This window comes from Maribacter algarum (ex Zhang et al. 2020) (assembly GCF_005885635.1).
Lineage (GTDB): Bacteria > Bacteroidota > Bacteroidia > Flavobacteriales > Flavobacteriaceae > Maribacter_C > Maribacter_C algarum.
Genome location: NZ_VATY01000001.1, coordinates 264,897 through 287,808, shown reverse-complemented (window position 1 = coordinate 287,808; position 22,912 = coordinate 264,897). Strand labels below are relative to the sequence as shown.

The 22,912-nt window shown below is 37.3% G+C and carries 21 protein-coding genes; 11 read left to right on the top strand and 10 right to left on the bottom strand.

Annotation, left to right across the window (positions count from 1 at the left end; all coding sequences use genetic code 11):
* Nucleotides 1–2: 2 nt before the first annotated feature.
* The gene (locus FEE95_RS01270) at nucleotides 3–356 is read right to left on the bottom strand and encodes a bleomycin resistance protein (protein ID WP_138656022.1); all 354 of its coding nucleotides are present in this window, start codon (nucleotides 354–356) and stop codon (nucleotides 3–5) included.
* A 166-nt stretch (nucleotides 357–522) separates the two neighbouring features.
* On the opposite strand from FEE95_RS01270, the gene argS reads away from it, so the two are divergent.
* Nucleotides 523–2,310, top strand: a complete 1,788-nt coding sequence (argS, locus tag FEE95_RS01265; RefSeq protein ID WP_138656021.1) for an arginine--tRNA ligase — start codon at nucleotides 523–525, stop codon at nucleotides 2,308–2,310.
* Nucleotides 2,311–2,314: 4 nt separating this feature from the next.
* Here argS and FEE95_RS01260 read toward each other — a convergent pair whose 3' ends face one another.
* Nucleotides 2,315–4,507 (bottom strand): DUF3857 domain-containing protein, encoded by a 2,193-nt coding sequence (locus FEE95_RS01260; RefSeq protein ID WP_138656020.1) that lies wholly within the window; start codon nucleotides 4,505–4,507, stop codon nucleotides 2,315–2,317.
* Complete coding sequence (locus tag FEE95_RS01255; RefSeq protein WP_138656019.1) at nucleotides 4,504–6,447, bottom strand: transglutaminase domain-containing protein; 1,944 nt, start codon at nucleotides 6,445–6,447, stop codon at nucleotides 4,504–4,506. The genes FEE95_RS01260 and FEE95_RS01255 overlap by 4 nt, the downstream gene beginning before the upstream one ends.
* A gap of 179 nt (nucleotides 6,448–6,626) precedes the next feature.
* Here FEE95_RS01255 and FEE95_RS01250 point away from each other — a divergent pair, with 179 nt between their 5' ends.
* A complete protein-coding gene (locus tag FEE95_RS01250) occupies nucleotides 6,627–7,457 on the top strand; it encodes a zinc-dependent peptidase (RefSeq protein ID WP_138656018.1) in 831 nt (276 codons plus the stop codon).
* On the opposite strand, the gene FEE95_RS01245 is transcribed toward FEE95_RS01250, so the two are convergent.
* From FEE95_RS01245 to FEE95_RS01235, 3 genes are all read right to left on the bottom strand, one after another.
* Nucleotides 7,435–9,987 (bottom strand): TonB-dependent receptor, encoded by a 2,553-nt coding sequence (locus FEE95_RS01245; protein ID WP_138656017.1) that lies wholly within the window; start codon nucleotides 9,985–9,987, stop codon nucleotides 7,435–7,437. The genes FEE95_RS01250 and FEE95_RS01245 overlap by 23 nt on opposite strands.
* Nucleotides 9,968–10,879, bottom strand: a complete 912-nt coding sequence (locus FEE95_RS01240) for a FecR family protein (protein WP_138656016.1) — start codon at nucleotides 10,877–10,879, stop codon at nucleotides 9,968–9,970. Before FEE95_RS01240 ends, FEE95_RS01245 begins: the two co-directional genes overlap by 20 nt.
* 143 nt (nucleotides 10,880–11,022) lie before the next feature.
* Nucleotides 11,023–11,535, bottom strand: a complete 513-nt coding sequence (locus tag FEE95_RS01235) for an RNA polymerase sigma factor (protein ID WP_138657535.1) — start codon at nucleotides 11,533–11,535, stop codon at nucleotides 11,023–11,025.
* A 106-nt stretch (nucleotides 11,536–11,641) separates the two neighbouring features.
* Here FEE95_RS01235 and FEE95_RS01230 point away from each other — a divergent pair, with 106 nt between their 5' ends.
* The 3 genes from FEE95_RS01230 to FEE95_RS01220 all read left to right on the top strand — a co-directional run bounded on the left by FEE95_RS01230 (nucleotide 11,642) and on the right by FEE95_RS01220 (nucleotide 15,472).
* On the top strand, nucleotides 11,642–13,033 hold the full coding sequence (locus FEE95_RS01230) for a hypothetical protein (RefSeq protein ID WP_138656015.1): 1,392 nt from the start codon (nucleotides 11,642–11,644) through the stop codon (nucleotides 13,031–13,033).
* Nucleotides 13,034–13,203: 170 nt separating this feature from the next.
* Nucleotides 13,204–14,541, top strand: a complete 1,338-nt coding sequence (gene ffh / locus FEE95_RS01225; RefSeq protein WP_138656014.1) for a signal recognition particle protein — start codon at nucleotides 13,204–13,206, stop codon at nucleotides 14,539–14,541.
* Nucleotides 14,542–14,587: 46 nt separating this feature from the next.
* On the top strand, nucleotides 14,588–15,472 hold the full coding sequence (locus tag FEE95_RS01220; RefSeq protein WP_138656013.1) for a bifunctional 5,10-methylenetetrahydrofolate dehydrogenase/5,10-methenyltetrahydrofolate cyclohydrolase: 885 nt from the start codon (nucleotides 14,588–14,590) through the stop codon (nucleotides 15,470–15,472).
* Nucleotides 15,473–15,516: 44 nt separating this feature from the next.
* Here the strand turns inward: FEE95_RS01220 and FEE95_RS22055 are convergent, their stop codons facing one another.
* Nucleotides 15,517–15,654 carry a hypothetical protein gene (locus tag FEE95_RS22055; RefSeq protein WP_171036952.1) on the bottom strand — a complete coding sequence of 46 codons (138 nt, stop codon included), beginning with the start codon at nucleotides 15,652–15,654 and terminating at the stop codon, nucleotides 15,517–15,519.
* 221 nt (nucleotides 15,655–15,875) lie between these two features.
* Between FEE95_RS22055 and FEE95_RS01215 the strand changes: the two genes are divergently transcribed.
* The 6 genes from FEE95_RS01215 (at nucleotide 15,876) to FEE95_RS01190 (ending at nucleotide 20,950) form a co-directional block, all read left to right on the top strand.
* Nucleotides 15,876–17,606 (top strand): alpha/beta hydrolase, encoded by a 1,731-nt coding sequence (locus FEE95_RS01215; RefSeq protein WP_138656012.1) that lies wholly within the window; start codon nucleotides 15,876–15,878, stop codon nucleotides 17,604–17,606.
* A 14-nt stretch (nucleotides 17,607–17,620) separates the two neighbouring features.
* Nucleotides 17,621–18,253 (top strand): DUF2306 domain-containing protein, encoded by a 633-nt coding sequence (locus FEE95_RS01210; protein WP_138657534.1) that lies wholly within the window; start codon nucleotides 17,621–17,623, stop codon nucleotides 18,251–18,253.
* Between the two features lie 18 nt (nucleotides 18,254–18,271).
* The gene (locus FEE95_RS01205; protein ID WP_138656011.1) at nucleotides 18,272–18,595 is read left to right on the top strand and encodes a hypothetical protein; all 324 of its coding nucleotides are present in this window, start codon (nucleotides 18,272–18,274) and stop codon (nucleotides 18,593–18,595) included.
* A 9-nt stretch (nucleotides 18,596–18,604) separates the two neighbouring features.
* The gene (locus FEE95_RS01200) at nucleotides 18,605–19,045 is read left to right on the top strand and encodes a hypothetical protein (RefSeq protein ID WP_138656010.1); all 441 of its coding nucleotides are present in this window, start codon (nucleotides 18,605–18,607) and stop codon (nucleotides 19,043–19,045) included.
* Nucleotides 19,046–19,109: 64 nt separating this feature from the next.
* A complete protein-coding gene (locus FEE95_RS01195; RefSeq protein ID WP_138656009.1) occupies nucleotides 19,110–19,967 on the top strand; it encodes an alpha/beta hydrolase in 858 nt (285 codons plus the stop codon).
* Between the two features lie 11 nt (nucleotides 19,968–19,978).
* A complete protein-coding gene (locus FEE95_RS01190) occupies nucleotides 19,979–20,950 on the top strand; it encodes an aldo/keto reductase (RefSeq protein ID WP_138656008.1) in 972 nt (323 codons plus the stop codon).
* A gap of 2 nt (nucleotides 20,951–20,952) precedes the next feature.
* Here FEE95_RS01190 and FEE95_RS01185 read toward each other — a convergent pair whose 3' ends face one another.
* Genes FEE95_RS01185 through FEE95_RS01175 form a run of 3 tightly spaced genes read right to left on the bottom strand, consistent with a single transcriptional unit; the run spans nucleotide 20,953 to nucleotide 22,855 of the window.
* Nucleotides 20,953–21,378, bottom strand: a complete 426-nt coding sequence (locus FEE95_RS01185; protein WP_138656007.1) for a VOC family protein — start codon at nucleotides 21,376–21,378, stop codon at nucleotides 20,953–20,955.
* Nucleotides 21,379–21,410: 32 nt separating this feature from the next.
* On the bottom strand, nucleotides 21,411–22,262 hold the full coding sequence (locus tag FEE95_RS01180) for an alpha/beta fold hydrolase (protein WP_238474484.1): 852 nt from the start codon (nucleotides 22,260–22,262) through the stop codon (nucleotides 21,411–21,413).
* A gap of 50 nt (nucleotides 22,263–22,312) precedes the next feature.
* The gene (locus FEE95_RS01175) at nucleotides 22,313–22,855 is read right to left on the bottom strand and encodes a DinB family protein (RefSeq protein ID WP_138656006.1); all 543 of its coding nucleotides are present in this window, start codon (nucleotides 22,853–22,855) and stop codon (nucleotides 22,313–22,315) included.
* Nucleotides 22,856–22,912: the final 57 nt, after the last annotated feature.

Sequence of the window (22,912 nt, the reverse complement as noted above, 5' to 3'; positions counted from 1 at the left end):
GTCTAGAGGTTTTCTCCGAATTTTATCATATTACCGTCCTCATCTAAAATGGCAAACTCACGAATGTTCCAGGGTTGGTCAGTTAAGGGGCCATTGGGGTGCACAACACCTGCTTGTTTCATTTCTTCATAAAGCCCATCAACATCCTTTACACGAATGTAGCAACTTGTATTCTTGGGATGAATCTTATTGTTGCACTTCCAAAAATGGATTTCTATTTTATCACGACATACTACTGCATAATCTTTGTCTTTATACCCAATACGGTTAAAGCCGAGTTTGGTTTGATAAAATTCAACGGTTCTGTCAATATTTAACGAAGCCAATACCGGAACCGCGATTTGCATATGTTCCATAAATACTAGTTTTTTCTAAAGTTAAGTAAAACTCATGAAGGCATTGAAATAGCTCGTAGATTTGACTTGATAATTTAGATTTAAAATGTACTGAGGATCGCCCGGAGCTTGATTACCTAAAAGGCGCAAAAAATGCTTAGTTTTGCAAGCTTAGAAACCCAACACAATGAGCATTCACACTATTTTAGAAACTAAAGTAAAAGTAGCTGCGCGGTCTATTTTTGATGCGGAATTACCATCTGTAGAGTTTCAGCCAACACGCAAAGATTTTGAAGGTGATATTACTGTGGTCGTTTTTCCTATGTTACGCGTCTTGAAAGGTAATCCTGTACAGATAGGAGAGCAACTTGGAGCCTACTTGAAAGATGAGGTTGCCGAAGTATCTGGTTATAATGTGGTTAAAGGGTTTTTGAATTTGGTGATTAGTGATTCTTTTTACCTTGATTTCTTTAATGGAATCAAAGATTTATCTGATTTCGGATTGGTGAAAGAAAGTGCTAAAGACGCCATAATGGTTGAGTATTCATCTCCTAACACAAACAAACCGCTTCACTTAGGCCATATAAGAAACAATCTCTTAGGATATTCCGTTGCAGAGATTTTAAAAGCTTCAGGAAAGAAAGTATACAAAGCCCAAATCATAAACGATAGAGGTATTCATATTTGTAAAAGTATGTTGGCTTGGCAGCGTTTTGGAAATGGCGAGACTCCAGAAAGTACTGGATTAAAAGGTGATAAGCTAGTTGGGAATTACTATGTAGCTTTTGATAAAGCTTACAAAGAAGAAATTGCTCAAATGATGGCAGACGGCGTTGAAGAAAAAGTGGCTGTCAAGGAAGCACCCATTCTATTGGAAGCACAAGAAATGCTTCAGAAATGGGAGACCGGCGACAAAGAAGTAGTATCCCTGTGGAAAAAAATGAATGGCTGGGTCTATAAAGGTTTCGAAGAAACCTATAAGAACATGGGTGTCGATTTTGACAAACTTTATTACGAAAGTAATACCTATTTGCTGGGAAAGGATTTTGTGGCTGATGGATTAAAAAGAGGTGTTTTCTACAAAAAAGATGACGGCAGTGTTTGGATAGATTTAACCGATGAAGGTTTAGACGAGAAAATAGTCTTGCGTTCGGATGGTACTGCAGTTTATATGACCCAAGATATTGGTACGGCAATTCAACGTGTAAAGGACTATCCGGATATTAACGGAATGGTCTATACCGTGGGTAATGAACAAGATTACCATTTTAAAGTATTGTTTCTGATTTTGAAGAAACTTGGTTTTTCTTGGGCAGAACAATTACACCATTTAAGTTATGGAATGGTTGATCTCCCCAGCGGGAAAATGAAAAGTCGAGAAGGTACGGTAGTCGATGCTGATGATTTGATGGTTGACATGACTGCTACCGCACGAGAATTATCCGAAGAATTAGGTAAGTTAGAAGAATACTCCCATGAAGAAAAACAAGTTCTCTACAAAATGGTTGGGCTTGGAGCTTTGAAATACTATCTTCTAAAGGTAGACCCTAAAAAACGAATTCTTTTTAATCCTGAAGAATCAGTAGATTTTCAAGGGAATACGGGTCCGTTTATTCAATATACCTATGCTCGTATTCAATCGATATTGAGAAAAGCGAAGGACACGAATGTTGACCTCTCGACTCCACTAGAGGCGACAGAAGAATTACATCCAAAGGAAAAAGAACTCATCAAACAACTACAGATTTTCCCTGAAACGATTCAATTGGCAGCCGCGCATTACAGTCCGGCTTTGATTGCCAATTACGTATATGACTTAGTTAAAGAATTCAATTCTTTTTACCAACAAATTTCTATTCTTGGTGAAACCAATGAGAAACAGAAAGTACTTCGTGTACAGCTTTCGAAAAAGGTAAGCGAGGTAATTGAATCTGGGTTTAGACTTTTAGGTATAGATGTTCCTGAAAGAATGTAACTCCTTACTTTGCAGTGGTTGTAACTTTTTTCAGCATTATTTTTTCTTGGGTAAATTGATATGATGCTTCAAGAAAATCTACCATTTTGTTCCAATTAGCATTTGGCTCGTAGTAGTTTCTATAGTATTTATTAGTATTAATTTTAAGTATACCCCCTACTACTTCTGCGGTACTTACAAAACCACCAGTTTCGTTTTCGATTTTTGTATTAAGCTTATCGAGACCTTCAACACTATATCCGGCGGGAATATTGAATTCAAGGGTGTTTTTAAATGACCTGGGGTATGACATATAGATGTTGTTCGTACGCATTTTGTCATCCTCGTCCAAAGAGATTTGCCCACCTATTAGCTTTCCGATTTCTAGTAAGTAGTTAGTACCAGCTTTTTTAATTAAGTGCTCGGTAATTTTAAACTTTTCCTCTAAAATTAGAGGCTGTTTATTACCATATCTTCCTGTATTTGAAATGGTAAATTCATGATCTTCTACTGAAAAATCATATTGATCCTCTGTTTGCTTTTTGATGTATTCAGCTTGGTTTTCCTTTATTTTCTTTACCAATGCTGCTGCTTCGCTCGTAATACGGTTTTTATCTTTTTCCTTTCTTACCTGCTTATCTACATATGTTTCGTTACCGAATTTTTTGTAGTCTTCGGAGATAAAGTCGTAATACATTAAAAGATCATCTTGAGTGCTGGTTTTACTATGTCCTAGATGCTTTGTTGTTTTACTAACAGCTATGGCATCCATATCCTCATTAAACGAAAAAGTACTAATCTCTACTGTACCATTATCTTCTGAGGCTGATGGAGTGACTTTATGAGGTTCAATATCCTGAATTTTGTGCTTTTCTATATTTACAAGTAGGTTATAGGCATCACTATTTTCGAAGCCGTAGTGTATTTCACCAATATTGGAATGTAAACCTAGAGGAGGTAAGTAAAGTGTTTTACCATCTACCGGCACGGCCAAGAAAGAGGTAAGGTCACTTTTAAAAAGCATATTATCCATAGTGCCATAACTTCTTGGAGTAGCCGCAATAATGCTATATGGAATTTTCGCCCTATAGAGGAAAATACCCATCATATTCGTGTTGTCCATAGAAAACTTGTAATCATCATAAGCGGTGGAACCGTATACCATATCAGGAATTATCTTAGCACTTGCATAAACGGAGCGCTCAACAAATTGTGTTAGGTAATAATGTCTGAAATAGTAATACGCTTCACGAACTTTTTCTTCAGTGGTCAGGTCTTTTTCTTTTAAGGAATTTTCCAGTTCTTTAATGGTGCGAACTATTCCATAACGCCATTTTACCTTATATAAATCTAAAACATCTTCCTTTGTATTTATAGTTTTCACCACTCCTTGTTCAGGAGATATGAATTCAAATATATCGTTCTTATGGTATCCTTTTCTAGCAAAAGTTATCTGGAATTTATAATGAGGCAATTCTTGCAAAGGATAATACCAGAAAGGGAACTCATTTTTATCAATATCTTCCGCTTCTAAAAAATATTTTTTTTCATTTCCTTTATCAGTTTCTATTTCCTGCAGTTTTGGCGCTCCATTATAACTATTGAACTTTAGGTAAAAATCGTTTTCAGTATATAAATTAAGTGCAATTTTCTTGATAGGATATTCGTCACTAATGATTTTAGTAACTGGTTCGAATGTATACCCATTCGATTGTCTAAAAGGTTCAACACTATAGATATAGTAATCTAAAATATCTCCTTTTTCCAGACCGGAAATAGCAATTTTATACGCGTCATCGGTTTTTACCGCTTCCTTGTCAATTTCCAGTTCTTTTTCGGTTCCATCTGGTTTAATAATTTTGATGCCTACATAGTTTTTCCCTTTTTTAGCCCATCCTCTTTTAATCGCGAATTTTTTCGTGAATGTAAACTCAGAATAATCTTCAATGGCAGCCTTGTCTAATAACTTGATACGTTTTCTGTAGAAATGTTGGTAAGTAACATTTTTGGCAAACTTGTGGTAGTCATAGAAATATTCCTTATATAGAATGACGGCAGATTCGTTTTGCCATTTTTCAGGGATTTCTATATTGCCTTTTTGAGAATCACTTTCTCCCCATATTGATTCTTTTATCTCTAGCTCCTTTTTGCTTTGTGCAAAAATAAAGACTGAAGAAAATGCGAATGCTACGATTAATAATATACCTTTTTTAATCATTTGGTGGTTATATTTTGGTTTTTGGTAAGAACAATTTGCTCTTTATAGAGTTTTTTAAGTGTTGCAGAAACGGCATTCCATTCTGAAAAAGACGCTTTAGTTATTGTTGCATTTTTAAATATAAATTCCTTTTTGTAAGTAACTGTACGGTCTCTTTCGATAAACGAAAGGTCCACAATAAAGTCATCAGTTTCTTTATGAATACTTTCTGGCATATGCTGTATTCTATAGCCTTCAGGTAGATGTAAAACGGTGGTAAATTCTAGATTTGTCTTATACGGTAACTCTAGATCGTGTCTTCGTTCGCTGACATCGGTATTTTTAAAATGTTTGACGTATTCTAGGTCAATATAGATGTCATCTTCGTATTCGGAAACTTTATTTTTTAATGCAATGTCGTATGAAATGGTAATGGCATTATCCCTATCCTCTAAATCAGTAGTTTCTATTGAATTTACACTGCAATTTTTATCTCCTTTGGTTAGGTAATACTTTAGTGCTTCTTCCTTATTATGATCTTTAAGGGCATTGTAACCGTTAAGAAGGCTTGCTTTGCTTTCTCCTTTGTATACTTTTTGCACAGTACCTTCAAGAGTTTCTCCAACGATATGAAGTTCCAATGCCGTTGTTTTTTTGTTCAAGGCAACATCCGCTACAGGGACCTTATCTAGGATATAGTCTTCCCCATTTTCTATCAATACGGGTCTACCTTGTATTCTCTCAGCATAGGAACCAAAAGAATTGTATTTTTCAGTACTGTCTAAAAAGTAAGATTTGCCATTATGAAGAAGTGTGCAGATCATATGATTATCTACTGCCAAACTTGGAATGGAATAATCGTACCCTCCTTTTCTTTTGGTTCCAATCCAGGTAAGTCTGGCATCAAAACCAGCGATTTTAAGCATTTCTTTGGTGAGGTTGGCCATCCCCTTGCAATCTCCATATCGCTTTTTAAATACATTTTGGGATTCGTCAGGTTTAAAACCGGCAATTCCATCTTCGAAGGCTATGTACCGTATGTTATCTTGAACCCAGTAGTATATGTTTTTAATTTTTTCCTCATCTGTTGCGGCGTCTTTGGTAAGTTGGTTCACTTTAGATTTTAATATGGTCGGGTCTTCGCCCATGCTATCTACTAAAAATTTATACCAATTATACAATTGTTTGGTCTCTGAGAACAGTGTAATAACTTGCCCATCCTTTTTCATCGATTTTACAACGACTAGAACATGAGGGTTAATTTTAGAGGGACCAGGAGTATTTTCTTCATCACCAACAGAGGGCATATTTTTTACAATGAAAGTATGTTCTGTCACCTTTAATTCTTCATTGTAGTTTTCTTGTTTTTCAATGTCATAACCTTCAAAATTAAATTCCAATAAATCTACTTCGAGCCAGTCTGGTACGTTAAAAGTTACCGATTTGTTTAAAATAGGATGTTGGTCTATCAATGAAATCTGGGTAAAATATTTGGAGTCGGTGTATTCTTTTTCTAGGTGGTATAGATATTTAAAACCTTTTACTGGGAAATCTATATTCATGTACTTTACCCTAGCATCAGTGTAAAAAATACTACCACTGGTATAGAACTCATCGTTTACCGGAAAGTGAACTATTTTAGAATTACGGTGTCTGGTATTGAAAGTGGTGATTTTAGAAGTATTATCGTAAAAAACATACTTCTGAATATCAGCGCGTTCACTTATGTTCATAAGCTCTTCTTCCGCTTTGTGCTTTACCGTTACAAGGTCGTTAGATTTGTTCTGGCCAAAATGAACAGTCTCCTTGCTTTGAAGAATTATCACATCGTCTTCCTCATATATTTCTTTTAGAGAATTCGCTTGATTTACATGCTCAGGAGTAGGTGAAACATTTTTTTGTGCAGGTAAGACATTACATAGTAGGAATGTAATACCCAATAACAGATAAGGGCTTTTCATGAGATTTGGTTGGTGACAATTTGGTGAATACTAGAACTATAAATATTTGAATTTATTGCCTTTGAGCACCCTATAAAAGAGTATTTAATGATGCTAATTTTGAAATGCCCACTATAATTTTTTTCTCAATTCAAGTCTGCTGATAGGCAATTAAAACCCGCTTTCGTAGTTTTAAATCTATGCAGTTTTGGGATGTCCTAAAATATTTAGCCCCTGCGTGTATAATTGGTCATGCATTTTATTTGATATACTATGCGATTGATTTATACCAATTCAATCCTTTTGTAAAGCTCAAACCTTTATCTGAAGGCGAGGAAGATTTTCTTGCGGATAACTTTCCTATATATAAAGAGTTTTCTCCTCAAATGAAGGCAAAATGCCACGAAAGAATCATTTGGTTTCGGAGTAAAAAGCACTTTGTTTTTTACGGAAATACCGACAGAAGTGAAGACCTTAAATTACTTTTAAGTGCTACCATCGTTATTATGACACTGGGTTTACGACAATACCGAATGATGCGTTCCTTGATTCGAATTATCGTTTATCCTAGCCAATATTATTCAAAGATTAATCGAAGAAATCATCTAGGTGAGTACAATCCCAATTTTAAGACTATCATTCTTTCGGCTGATAAGATTTGGGAGGGATTTGAGGACTTAATGGACAATAAGAACTTAGCCATGCATGAGTTTGCACATGCCCTAAGCTATGAAATGAACAAGAATAATTCTTGGCAGGGGCGCAAGTTTAGAGTGGGATTACGACGAATAGAAAAGTTGTTTGGAGAAGAAGACTTTAATGTAAAATTAGCTGCTTCTCAATATTTTCGTGAATACGGTCTTACCAATTTACAGGAGTTCTTTTCAGTGGCAGTAGAGAACTATTTCGAAACCCCTGCTATTTTTAAGAATGACTTTCCTGAATTGTTTGAAGAGTTACAGGTGATGTTAAATATGGATTTTCACTTTAATAAAGAAGGTCGGACTTTTAGAACTTCACTCGAAAGCTAAAATTGGGAGTAATTCCCAAAGAAAAGCTTTCTACGGTCTCAATCGTATTGGTGTCATTGACTTGGTAATAGGTGTTTAGAATATTCTCCCTATTCGTAAAGTTTAAAACGGAGATTCCCGTAGAAGCTTTAATACCACTTTTAATGTCAAAATTGTAAATCACTGACGCATCGGCCCTAAGGTATTCGGCTAGTCTTTGGCTATTGGTTTCTTGGTAGTTTATCAAGCCTGGAAAAAATGTTGTATCGATTGGATTATCAGGGTCGGGCTCGGTAAAGGGCTTTCCTGTGCGATAATTAAGTCCGACACCAATTTTTAGCTTATTGAATGTTAGCGTGCCAGCAAAGGTTGCGGTATGCCTTATATCTAGATTGTTCGGAAAGGTGGTTGGTGGAGGAATAGATTCAAAAGTATAATTATTGAAATTGTACGCATAACTGGCCCAAACACTATACTTGGAGGTTTTCTTATTGATTAAAAATTCTATTCCTTTAATATCATACTTACCTATTTCGCTTCCGAATTGACTTTGATTTTGAAACCCTTGCGTTATAGTGTTAATACCATTTACCTCTTTGTAAAAGCCTTCTAGGCCCACATATAGGTTTTTTGCATCATAGTTGATTCCTAAAGAGATTTGTTTGCTTTTGGTGACGGGAAGACTTTCTCCGTCAGAAAGAACCCAACGACGTTTTTCAATTCCTAAGAAGTTTTGCTCCAAGTCTAGTTTTTGGTTAACCCCTTGACTTTTGAATTCACCTAATATATTAACTTTTAGTTCTTTAGTAATCGCATAATTAATATTCAAACGAGGTTCAACCGTAACTACACTTAACGAATCAGGATTGTCAAAGTAATTCAGTCGAATTCCACCTCGGGTGTTCAATTTTTTATTTGGCGATGTATAACTCAGTTCTGAAAATAGTGAATGCACTTTAATTAGGTCTTTTACTTTACTACCAAATTGGGGTTGGGTAACCAGGGTCTCATTTGTGATACTAGTTTCTGTTAATTGATACCCATTCAGCCAATTGAGGTTATTCTTAAGTTGAAAATTCGAATTTAGTTTAAAAGCCTTTTCAGCAACCTTATTTCTTTGTAAGAGCGATTGTTGGCCAGTGGCCGAGTTGGCATCTAGATTGTAATTGCTATAATACGTATTCAGAACGGTGGAGAATTTTTTTGACCACTTGCTTTCAAGGCTTCCGCCAAGTGAATAATTGGTTTGGTCTAACCCACTAATGGTTTCACGATTTAGGCTTGGTATATTTTCTGAATAATCTAAAAAGTTGTTGATGTTAATAAAACTGAATCGCAGTTTCTGTTTCTCGTTAATATCGTATAGAACCTTTCCTGTAAAATCGTAAAAGTAGAACTTGTCATCTCTTTCTACGTCAACAGCTTGGGCGAGACCATCTTTGATTTGGTCATTTAAGAATGCTTTGGTAAATAGGTTGTCGAAGGTTGTAGTAGTAAAGAAATCTGTAAGAGAACGTCTTCCTGAGAATTGAAAGGCTACTTTTTTCCCCAAGGGTACTTGTCCATATAAATCGCCACTAATAAGATTAAAACCCCCACCTCCATAATAATTTTCGGTAAGCTCATTATTGGTTCGCATGTCAATAATGCCACTTACTCCATCGCCATATTGGGCACTTGTTCCATTTTTAATCAGGGTCACTTCATCTGTTAGAAATGGATTGAAAGCAGAAATCAGTCCAAAAAAGTGTCCGGATTGATACATTTTAATTCCATCCCACAAGATGAGGTTTTGGTCATTACTACCCCCACGTATGTTAATGTCCGAAACGGTTTCGTCAATACTTTTGATTCCAGGTAGGGCTTGGATTGTTTGCAAAACGTCGGGTTCTATCAACCCCGGTAATATTCCAAATTCATCTGTGTTCATTTGTATGCTACCATCCAGTTGTTGTACCAGCCCTTTGGTCAAGAATTCATAAACAACTACCTCTTCAAGTTTTTGATAAAATTGAGAGAGTAATAATGTTTGACAAGGGTCAGTATTTACCAGTTCTTTGGCATCAATGAACAGGGTTTTAAAACCAATGTGTTTGATTTGGATTTTAGCGTTCAATGGAACATTTTCAAGAGAGAAATTCCCCAGCCCATCAGTAATTATCGCCCTATCGGTTTCTAGGATTTCAACAGTAGCACCCGCCACTGTGTTTTGTTGAAAATTATCGAGAACAACACCACAAATAGAAATCGTATTGGTATTTACAATAGTGTAATACCGCTCGTTGAGTTTTTGGATTTTAAGCTTGGTTTGAATTCTTAGGTGATTTAGAATCTCGGCCAAAACTTCCGATTCCGGAATGGTAATCTTTACGGACCCAATATCAGCATCCGCAAAAGAAAATTTAATCTCAAATTTGTCTTCGAGCTGCTGAATATATGTGATAAGAGAGGTTTCTTCTATCGTCTTTTCTTGGGCATTAGTTACGGAAAAGACGCAAAGTAGAACTATAATGGAAAGAATTCCTAAAAGCTTACTGTGAGTTCTCGGCATAGAAGAGCACTTTGTTGCCCTCTAATTTAAACTTTATTCGTGAAGGCGTACTAATACTTCGTAACGCCAAATTAGCATCTGTATTGCTAAATGAACCCGTGTACAGTAGGTTTGTGTCAATATTTTTGGTCTCAACAATGATATTGTGTTGTCTTTGAAATTCGTCGAGAACATACTTCAAAGGAATACTTTTAAAAGAACTTTCAGCATTTATCCACGAAGGAGCTGTTGAATTTTCTTTTTCTTCAGAAACAATTTCGCCATTTAAGGCGACAAACGAATTACCGGCGGGTAGTTTGGTTTCTTTTCCGTCAAAGGAAACACTTACTAATCCTTCAAAACAGGTAACTTCGAAGAAACCTATTCTATTTTCAACATTAAATTGGGTACCCAAAACGGCTACTTCTCCCGCATCAGTAGCAACCGTAAAGCGTTTTCCCTTTGCGACCTTAAAGAAGGCTTCTCCTTCTAAGGTTACATTTCGGTTGCTGTCCCAATTCTTTTTGTTGTAGGTGATTTTTGAATCGGCATTTAAAACAATTTCCGAATTATCAGGGAGAACGATTTCCTTGTTTTCGGCATATTGTGTGCTTATTTGCTCATCCAAAGAGCTTACATAAAAGTAAGTACCCGTAAGGAGTATGGCCACAACCGCGGCCACTTTTAGGAACCTCTTAAATGGATTCAATTGAATAACCTTTTTATCGCTTAGTGAACGCTTATTTTTTAGGGCCTCAAGGGCTGCATCAGCATTAAAATCGGGGGACTTTAAAGCATTCGCGGCGTCAACAATTTGCTGATACGAAGCATACTCATCGGAATTCTTAAATTCCGCAAGTTCTGCTTCAGAGAGCTCATTGTTCAGCCATTTTGCTAAATAATTTTCTTGCATGATTTCTATCTTACTATCTTAATAACAACCAATTAGCTTAAAACCCTACCTTATATACAGCGTTCATTTCTAATTTATCGTTGAGTATATAAATATTCACGTTTAAAGGGGCAAAATCACCCCAATTGTCGTTTTTTATTCTTTTAAATTCCATCAATTTTCTCCCTGAGCGACTTCAAAGCTAAATGCATCCGCTTCTCGATTGCTTTCACGCTAACTCCCTCCATTTGAGCGATTTCCTTATATTTTTTTCCATCAATACGATTTAATAGGAAAGTAATTCTTTGATTTTCTGGTAAATCGTTGAGTGCTTTGTCTAGTTTGGTTTTAAATTCACTCTCTTCCATCAAGAACTCCGGAGTCTCTGAAGTAGTCTTCAAAGTCTTGTCTGCATACTTCAAACGCACCTTTTCCGCCTTGATAACATTCAGATATAAATTGTTGGCTACAGTGTATACATATGATTTTGCTTTTTCTGGTGAAACTTTGGCGCAATTTTCCCATAGCTTTACAAAGGCCTCTTGCACAGCGTCATACGATTTTTCCTCGTTGCCGAACTTATAATATATATAATTAAATACCGTTTTAGAATTAGCTTTGAAGATATTGCTAAAGACCTGCTCGTCGCAGACGGTATCGTTATTTTTGGTTTCCAAAGAGTTGGTTTTTTTCAAAGATATTTAGAAAAAATTTAAAACCGAAAGTAGGGTGTTTTTAAAATCGATTGTTTTAAACCTATAACAAACAAAATTCCAAATCATTATGAAAAAGTTCTTGAATTTCGCGACCTATGCAATCCTACTTGCATTCGCTCTAAGTTTTACCTCTTGTTCGAATGAAGAACCCCTGGATATTCAATTAGATGAAAAACAGACCCTTACTGCTAATTCGGCAACTACTAAATTAATTGAGCGCACCGTTTCAAATGACGGTTCTCATGACAATATTGTAGATGGATCAAGTTGTTTTGATATTCGTTTTCCATATACTGTCATGGTAAATGGACTTGAAATTACCATTGATTCTGAAGACGATTTAGAAATCATTGAAGAATTATTTGATGCACTTGATAGTGATGATGATATTCTTGACATCATTTTCCCTATTACAGTTACTAAAGCTGATTATACCGAAATAACAATAAATAGTATAGCTGATTTAAGAGAGCTTGCTAAGGAATGTATTGAAGGCGGTGATGATGATGATATCGAATGTATTGATGTAGTTTATCCAGTTACGCTTTTTACTTATAACCCAAACTTGGAGCAAACAGGTTCGGTTACGGTAAATAGTGATAAGGAAATGAGACGTTTCTTTGCAGGTCTTAGTGAAACCGATGTGATTAGTATCGAATTTCCAGTTATGTTCGAAATGTTTGATGGTACAAAAGTAACTGCAAATAATAATGAAGAATTAGCTGATGCGATGGAGCGTGCTAAGGAGGCTTGTGACGAAGATGATGATAATGATCACAATGATGATGATTTTACGAAAGAACGTTTGGATAATCTATTAGTTGAATGTCCTTGGTTGGTTAAAGAATTGCGAAGAAGTGATTTAACTCAAGGTATAGTTGCGGATGCTTATGCTGATTATGTTTTGAATTTCAAGGAAGATAGTACCGTAGTTGCTCGTGATAGAGAAGGCAATATGTTAGAGGGAGAATGGAGTACAAAAGTTACAGATTACCGTGTGAAATTAACTTTAGAATTTGAATTCATAGAGGCCTTTAGCTTAGAGTGGTTTGTGTACGAAATTGATAAGGATAGAATAAAGCTTTATATCATAGGTGCTGACGGAGATAAACTTATCTTAAAAAGAGTTTGTGAAGAACCAATGGTAGAGTGCACAGAGGCTTTTATAAAAGAAACATTACTCGATGAATGTGTTTGGGCTGTTTCAGATGGGAATAATGAGTATTTGGATGACTTTAGAATGGACTTTACAAGTATGAACATTCACGTAAGAAATCCAAATGAAACAGTTGTTGACGAAGGTAATTGGGAAATTTCAGGAACCACAATCACTTTCAATAACTTAAGTATGGAAATGGCCAACTACATTGGCGAATGGGAAATTATTGAATGTAGAGGAGACCGATTTAAAATGAAAAGAGGAGACCAGTATTTAGTGATTGAAAAAGATTGCGAATAAAGCCTCCTGATTTATAAAAGAAAGTTTAGTCCCACACCTTTTTTGCCCCACATTTTTAAAGAGCATTCATCGCAAGATGGGTGCTCTTTACTTTTGATATTTTTTGGAGCATATCTAACTTTTCCTTTTGTATTCCTTAAATTTGCTTTTCTTCAAAAGACAGCAAGACGATGTTTGATAATTTAAGTGAAAAGCTAGATAAAGCTTTACATGTTCTTAAAGGGCATGGACAGATTACAGAAATCAACGTAGCAGAGACTACCAAGGAAGTCCGTAGGGCCTTATTGGATGCCGATGTTAATTTCAAAATAGCAAAAGAGTTTACCAACCGTGTAAAGGAAAAAGCGCTAGGTCAAAATGTATTGACGACTTTGCAACCCGGTCAATTGATGGTGAAAATCGTCAAGGATGAGCTGACTGCATTGATGGGCGGAGAATCCGAAGGAATCAACCTTTCAGGAAATCCTTCCATAATATTGATGTCCGGACTACAAGGTTCTGGTAAAACCACTTTTTCTGGAAAGCTGGCGAATTATTTAAAAACGAAGAAGACCAAGAAACCACTGTTGGTTGCCTGTGATGTTTATCGTCCCGCAGCGATTGACCAACTTCATGTAGTTGGCGAACAGATTGGTGTTGAGGTGTATTCTGATAGAGAAAACAATGACCCTGTTTCCATTTCAAAAGCGGCTATCGCTCATGCAAAATCCAATGGACATAATGTGGTAATTATTGATACCGCAGGTCGTTTGGCTGTGGACGAAAAGATGATGGATGAAATTTCAAACATCCATAAAGCCATACAGCCGCAAGAAACACTTTTCGTAGTTGATTCTATGACAGGTCAAGACGCTGTGAATACAGCGAAGGCTTTCAATGATATTCTAAATTTCGACGGAGTTATTCTAACCAAGTTAGATGGTGATACACGTGGTGGTGCAGCTATTTCCATTAAATCTGTAGTTGATAAGCCGATTAAGTTTATAGGTACGGGCGAGAAGATGGAAGCTATTGATGTCTTCTATCCAGATCGTATGGCGGATCGTATTTTGGGAATGGGTGATGTGATTTCCCTTGTGGAAAGAGCACAAGACCAATTCGATGAAGAGGAAGCGCGGAAAATCCAAAAGAAAATCGCCAAGAACAAATTCGGATTCGATGATTTTCTATCTCAAATTCAGCAGATTAAGAAGATGGGTAATATTAAAGATTTGATGGGCATGATACCTGGAGCTGGCAAAGCTTTAAAGGGATTGGATATTGACGATGATGCTTTCAAACACATTGAAGCTATTATTCATTCAATGACTCCCGACGAACGTTCAAATCCGTCAAAACTCAATGCCAGCCGTAAAAAAAGAATTGCCAAAGGTGCAGGTCGCGATGTGCAAGATGTGAATCAATTACTAAAGCAGTTTGACCAAATGAGCAAAATGATGAAGATGATGCAAGGTGGTGGTGGCAAACGTATGATGCAAATGATGGGTGGAATGAAAGGAATGCGCTAAACTAGTATTTAGTAAAAAGTAGTTAGTAATTAGTAATATCCCATAAATGGAAATACTGGACGGAAAAAAAATATCGAACGACATTAAGGCTGAAATCAAAGCTGAAGTTGATAAAATGAAGGAGCGAGGCGAAAAAGTTCCTCATCTAGCCGCGGTTTTGGTTGGTAACGATGGTGCCAGCTTGACCTATGTTGGTAGTAAGGTCCGTTCATGTCAGCGCATTGGTTTTGAATCTACATTGGTACAAATGCCCAATACGACGAGCGAAATAGAATTATTAAAGAAAATTGAGGAACTAAACGAAAATGATGATATCGACGGCTTTATAGTGCAATTACCGTTACCTCCACAAATCGATGAGCAGAAAGTGCTCTTGGCTGTTCATCCTGACAAAGATGTTGACGGATTTCACCCGATGAACTTCGGTAAAATGGCTTTGGATATGAGCACATTTATTCCCGCAACACCCTTTGGAATTTTAGAACTGTTGGATCGTTATCAGGTGGAGACACAAGGCAAACATACGGTGGTTATTGGAAGAAGTCATATCGTAGGTCGCCCAATGAGTATTTTGATGGGCAGAAAAGGATTCCCGGGGAATTCTACGGTTACCTTGACGCATAGTCGTACGAAAAATATCAGTCAAATTACCACACAAGCTGATATTATCATTTCTGCTTTGGGTGTACCGGGTTTTTTAAAGGCGGAGATGGTTAAAGATGATGTCGTTATTATTGATGTAGGTATTACAAGAGTACCTGATGAGACAAAGGAAAAAGGATATTATATTACGGGAGACGTTGATTTTGAAAACGTGAGTAAAAAAGCATCTTATATAACTCCTGTCCCCGGCGGAGTAGGGCCAATGACAATTGCAATGCTACTAAAGAATACACTTTTGGCAAGAGAAAGGCACAGAAGTAAGGAATAGTATTAAAAACAAAAAAGCCCTCAATATTGAGAACTTTTTTGTTTTCACAAAGTTTTCACTTTTCCTGTTACCGTACTATCAATCGGATTGAGTACGTCGATGTCGTTACTGTCATCATAATCACAGCTGCTCATAACTACTACTGAAACTAGTAGTACGAAAGCAAACATAATCTTCTTCATAACGAGTGAATTTAGTAGGAATATTTCACCTAGTTAGTTTGTGGAAAACGTAATATTCTAATAAAATATTGCTTAAATCCCTTTCTCATTTTTATATGGACTTTCCGGTTGAGCACCTCGACAGCGCTCGGCAAAGGCTGCGTCGAGACCAATCTTAGTAGGAAATACTTTGTTTGATTCCTGACCTAAAATCAGTACCTTTTGTGGTAAATCAACCAGCCATGAAAAAACTTTTTTTCTTATTTGTTTTATCAAGTTTAATAGGATGTCAATCTAACTTGAAAAGTGAGTCTCAAAATTCCATTAATGTTTCTTTTTCCGAGGATATAAGTACCGATACCAAAGATGGACGTTTGTTGCTAATGCTTTCCACCAATGATGAGGAAGAACCTCGATTTCAAATCAATGATGGCCCTTCAACCCAGCTTATTTATGGAATGAATGTAGACGGAATGACTCCTGGCGCGGCAATGACATTTACCAACGAAGTCTTTGGATATCCGTACCCAAGTCTTTCGGAAGTCCCACCAGGTGAATATAACGTTCAGGCCTTACTACATGAGTATGAAACATTTAACCTTGCAACAGGGCATACGGTAAAACTTCCTATGGATAATGGAGAAGGACAACGATGGAATAGATCTCCTGGAAACATCTATAGCAGGCCTTTCAAAATAACCGTAACGGAAAACGGGATTCAGAATATCGATGTGGTTATGGACCAAGTAATTCCTCCGATAGAAGAACCAAAAGACACTGAATGGATTAAACACATCAAGGTAAAGTCTGAAAAACTCTCTGAATTTTGGGGTAGGGATATCTATTTGGGAGCTCATGTTTTGTTGCCAAAGGGATTTAATGAGCATCCTGAGGCAAAGTACCCTTTGATGGTTTTCCACGGACATTTTCCATCTGACTTTGGGGGATTCCGAACTACACCACCAGACCCAAATTTAGAACCTGAATATTCGGCACGTTTTGATTTAGAAGGTTACAATGTAATTCAACAACAAGAGGCCTATGATTTCTACAAGCGCTGGAATGAACCTGATTTTCCTAGAATGCTGATTATTGAAATCCAGCATCCAACACCTTACTATGATGATTCGTATGCGGTGAATTCTGCAAGTCAAGGACCCTACGGCGATGCGATTACTTATGAACTGATTCCTGAAATAGAAAGACAGTTTAGAGGTATAGGAGAAGGATGGTCCCGCTTTTTGTATGGAGGTTCTACTGGTGGTTGGGAAGCTTTGGCCGTTCAGGTAAAATACCCTGAAGAATACAATGGCTGTTTTGCTGCTTGCCCTGACCCAATTGATTTTAGGGCCTATTGCCTCACCAATATTTATGAAGATGAGAATGCTTACTACTATGATAGTGATCATAAAAAATTAGAAGTTCCATCACATAGGGATTATCTTGGAAATATTCAATCAACCCTCCGTTTTGGAAATCATTTGGAACTGGTTTTGGGGGATAAATCCCGCTCAGGGCAACAATGGGATATTTGGGAAGCTACTTATTCCCCTCAAGGGGAAGATGGTTATCCCGTTCGTATTTGGGATAAAATGACTGGTGATATTGACCATAAAATTGCAGAATATTGGAAGGAGAACTATGACCTGAGACACATTTTGGAGCGTGATTGGGATAAGTTAGGCGAAAACCTAAAGGGGAAAATAAATATTTATTGTGGCGATATGGATAACTATTACCTTAATAATGCCGTCTATCTAATGGAGGACTTCCTTGAAGGAACGACGAATCCTCATTATGACGGAGAAGTTTTGTACGGAGATCGTGCAGAGCACTGCTGGAATGGTGACCCTGAACAACCCAACGCTATAAGTAGGTTGCGCTATAACAGCATGTATGTTCCAAAAATAATGAAACGCATTTCGGAAAGTGCTCCCAAAGGTGCGGATTTGACGAGTTGGAGATATAAATAAGCAATAGAATGAATATGAATAAAATAGGAAACAAAATAGCCTGGTTTCTCTTTGCATTTTTAGCAATTGGCGTAAGCCTTTATCCAATATTATATGGCTATCTAGCCTACATAGATGTAGAAGAAGCTTTGCGGAGTAGGAAGACTGCGGAATTGTTGGCTGATGTTTTTTGGAATACTGGTTTTTATACCCATATTTCATTTGGCGGTTTGGCCTTGTTAGTGGGATGGGTGCAGTTTAGTAAGCGTTTTAGAAATGCGAATTTGAAACGACACAGACTGATAGGCAAAATTTATATGATAGCCGTTGGTATAAGTGGTCTTGCGGGATTGTATATTGCTTTCTACGCTACTGGTGGTGTAATTGCTAAACTTGGTTTCGGGAGTTTGGCTGTAATTTGGCTTTATACGACCTTCAAAGGATATCAAACTATTAGAAACGGAGATATCCAAAAGCATGAAATTTATATGATATACAGTTATGCTGCCTGTTTTGCGGCGGTGACCTTGCGTATTTGGTTACCTATGTTGTCCACAGCTTTTGGTGGGTTTATTCCTGCCTATCGAATTGTGGCTTGGTTGTGTTGGGTGCCGAATATGATTTTTGCCTATTTCTGGGTGAGGAGAAAAAGTTTGGCGACGGTTTGAATTAAAATAACAAGCCCTATGGATACAGAAAAACTAAAAATCTACGACGCACTTATCGCCAAATGTGACCGATTTGAAAGGAAGGGTAAAACGATGCCCTATACATCTGCCAATGGGTATATGTTTTCGCTTTTCAATAAGGCCAATGAAATTGGAATTCGTTTTTCTAAGGAAACTCAGAAAAAATATATCGCGGAATTGGGAACTACTATTTACAAGTCATATGGCGCGATGATGAAAGGATACATTTTAATTCCCGAATCAATGTGGGCAGATGAAGAAACCCTTTTGAAACTCCTCAACGAAAGTTTTGATTATGTAATGTCACTTCCCCCTAAATAGGCAAATACAATGACAGATGCTAAATTCAATTTTTGGCAAAAATGGCTGACTTGGGCCAACGTGATGACCGTATTAGTTGGATTGCTTGTGGCTTTTGCGGGTAATTCCATTTTCTTTGACGCTTATAATTCCTTTACGAATGAACTCTTTTTTCAAGGAAATGAAATGCAAGGAGAGCTTCTGAATTTTAAAAATTGGTTGTTTGGAATTATTGGAGGCACCATCGTAGGCTTTCATGTATTGATGATTATGATTTCAGAAAATGCGTTTAAGAAAAAGGAGTCCTGGGCGAATAAGACCTTGTGGCTAGGACTTCTGTCTTGGTTTATAGTGGATAGCAGCATCACAATTTACTATGGAGCATTGCACAACATGGTAATGATAAATTCGGTCGCCCTAGTCCTTATAGGACTTCCCTTGATAATGACCAGGAAGGCTTTCAAAAGCTAGATTTCTGGAAAAAGTCTCCACTCTTTTCCTATCTTGTAGAACACTTCAATCAATACTATAGAAAATGAAAAAGCTACTCTTTGTCTGTGCCATAGGTTTGTGTATCATGGCATCATCTTTCGCCCAATCCGGAAAGGTTCATGATAACCTTACCATGACGAGTAAGATTTTAAAAATGGAACGTAACTATGCTATTTACCTTCCTCCTGATTATGAAACTTCTGAGCGTAGTTATCCAGTACTATATTTGTTGCATGGAGCAACTGATGACCATACAGGTTGGGTTCAATTTGGTGAGGTTCTACGAATTACCGACAATGCAATCAAAGATGGTACCGCTACTCCCATGATTATAGTAATGCCCGATGCCGACACAGGCCGAATGGGTTATTTTAATGCTGGAGAATGGAAGTATGAGGATTTTTTCTTTGAAGAATTTATGCCTTATGTGGAAGAAAAGTACCGAATTAAATCTGAGAAAAGATACCGTGCGGTTGCCGGTCTTTCCATGGGCGGGGGAGGTTCTTTCATGTATGCTTTGCACCACCCCGAATTGTTTTCATCTGCTTGTCCCTTGAGTGCTTACGTAGGTCCATTGACTATGAAAGAATTAGAAGACCGAATGGATTGGTACAAAGAGAAATACACAAAAGCTGAACTAAAGGAATATTATGAAAGGCATAATGTTTTAGAATTGTTGAAAACTGTTCCAGAGAAGGATGTGAAATCCGTGCGTTGGTATATTGATTGCGGGGATGATGACTTCCTCTACGAGGGAAATAGTTTGGTTCATATCGCTATGAAAAAAAAGGAAATACCGCATGAATATAGAGTTAGAGATGGACGACATAGCTGGACCTACTGGCGAGAAGCCTTGCCGACAGTTCTCGGTTTCGTGTCTGATGCTTTTCATCAATATTAAAACAATGCAGAATGATTTATAGAAAATTTGGAAGAACAGATTGGCCGGTAAGTGAAATAGGGTATGGTATGTGGGGAATGGCTGGTTGGACGGAAAGTAGCGATATACAATCTGCAAAGTCCTTGGATTTGGCTGTGGAGAACGGCGTGACTTTTTTCGATACGGCTTGGGGATATGGAGAAGGGCATAGCGAGGAACTCTTGGGAGAATTGGTGCGAAGACATCCTTCAAAAAAGTTATATACTGCTAGCAAAATTCCACCAAAAAACTTTCGGTGGCCTGCAAAACCAGAATATACTTTTGAAGAGTCCTATCCGACAGAGCATGTTATTGAATACACCGAAAAAACATTAAAAAACCTTGGTTTAGAGCAAATTGATTTGATGCAGTTCCATACTTGGGATGATGGTTGGAGTCACAGGGAAGAATGGCAACGAGCTATAGAAGATTTAAAAACATCAGGTAAAATTGCCGCAATGGGCGTAAGTGTAAACCGTTGGGAACCTGAAAATGGAATTAAAGCACTCAAAACAGGAATGTTGGATGCGGTTCAGGTGATTTACAACATCTTTGACCAAAATCCTGAAGATGTTCTATTTCCACTTTGTGAAGAACTGAATATTGGAGTGATTGCCCGAGTACCTTTTGATGAAGGAACACTTACCGGAAATATCACCAAGGAAACTACCTTCCCAGAAGGAGATTGGCGAGGAACCTATTTCGTACCTGAGAATTTAAATTCGAGTGTTGATCATGCGGATGCTTTACGTCCTCTAATTCCCGAGGGAATGACTATGGCTGAAATGGCACTTCGGTTTATTACAATGAACGAAACTGTCAGCACGATTATACCGGGTATGCGGAAAGAAAGAAATGTTTTGGCAAATGTTGCTACGAGTGATGGAGAAAGCTTGTCCAGAGAGCTACATCAAGAACTTAAAAAACACCGATGGGATAGAACTCCCACGAAGTGGTCTCAATAAAATTAGGTGGCAAATAACTGCCCCATATCTTTAAAAGCCTTGAATTCCAGTGCATTCCCAGCAGGATCTAAGAAAAACATAGTAGCTTGCTCACCAGGCTGCCCTTCAAAACGAATATAGGGTTCAATTACGAACTGAATTCCCTTGGATTTTAGTTCTTCGGAAAAAGATTGAAATGTATCCCACGGGAGAACCACTCCATAATGTGGCACAGGCACATCATGACCATCAACAGGATTGTGATGTAAATCTTCTGTTTCTGCTTTGGGCTTATAGTGAATAACCAGTTGATGTCCGAATAAATTAAAATCTACCCAATGGTCACTACTACGGCCTTCTTCACAGTTTAAAACTTCACGATAAAAGGTCCGGCATTCTGCAAGATTATGAACAGGAATTGCAATATGGAAGGGAGTAACGGTATTCATAGGTAAATATTTTAAATAAAAATACTTCTTTCCTATGACTTCAAAAAACCAATAATTTCATCACGTACTTTATCTTGATGCAATGAATGCCCCAAGCCTTTGGTTGCTACGAGCTTACTTCCTTTCCAACTGGCATGTACCTGTTCTGAAGACCAATATGGAGCAACTGCATCGAGTTCATCATGAATCAATAGTCCTTTTTTGGTGATATGTTTTGCAAATTTTGATGAAGAAAAATCGGTAAATCGAAATCCGAAGGTCTTAATGAAGTAATCTTCCAAAAGGCCCATCATGCGATTGCTAAGTCCTAATATATTCTTGTATTGCCGCATAAAATCTGATAACTCTGAGGGTGAGCCCAAGGTTACCACCTTTTCAATAGCCGCATTATTGGTTTTGTACTTGTACAGATTATATAAAATTGCCATTCCACCAAGAGAGTGACCTATGACATGTGTTGGGTTATATCTATTGATTACTTTCTGAGCACATGAGGAGTATAAGGGTAAGTTGAGCAGGTTGCCCGATGTATTTCCATGTCCGGGCCCATCCATAGCTATGATATTGTAATTCTCTTTTTGAAGACGGGGAATGAAGCTCCTCCAACGAAATGAATTACTTTCCCAGCCGTGCATTAATAAGACGGTAGGGCCAGAACCTTTCCAACGGTAGGTTTGAATTTTAGTAACTTCCTCTTCAAGTATAAGATCCTTTGCATCTTCCAAAAACCCTCTCTGACCATTTTCTACCTTTCCCTTACGAGGTGTACAGAAAAGTAGGAATGCACTTTCTGCTATTCGCTTTGGTGCGAAAAATGAGGCTAAATTAAAGTAGAAACCTATTGTACGAGGTACTAATTTGCCAATAAATTTATTCATGCTCATGTTTCCAATTTATTAAGGCCAATTTTTAGTGTGCAAAGATAGTTGATGATCTAACTTGTCTTTTCAAATTTCCTATTTATCATTTTGAGAACTAAATTTTGATGATGTTCCGCGTGGTAAATGGCATTATACAACATTTCGCGTAAGCTCAAGCTGCCTAATAAGGGATGCGGCACACAAAAGGAATCAAGTTCTTCTTCTGAAAACCTATCTATGGAAATACATAGTTGGTCGATTAAAACCCTTAGTTTTTGGGCAAGTTCCGTTTTTGGACGAGCCGCTGCGATATCAGGAACAAAGCGTTCAGGTGCTTTTCCACCATCTTTTAACTTTTCAAAATATAAGTTTTTCATTTCGGTATAGGTACAACCTATTTTAGTAGTGTTTCCGAATTTTTCAACAATGGAGGTTTTGTCCAATTCGAAAACATATACCAATGGTTTCACACTAAGCATCAAATGTGCAGTATGTAAACCAGCAGACCATTTCCCTGCAACACTATAATCATAGGATTCATTCGACAGCGAATCAACAAAGTTTATAAAAGCATCATAGTTCTGTTTTAGCGACGCGATGAGCTTGTTTTTTTTCATGGCTTATAGTTTTGTAATAATGGTTACTTTTAGTAACTTGGTATGAAATAATAACTA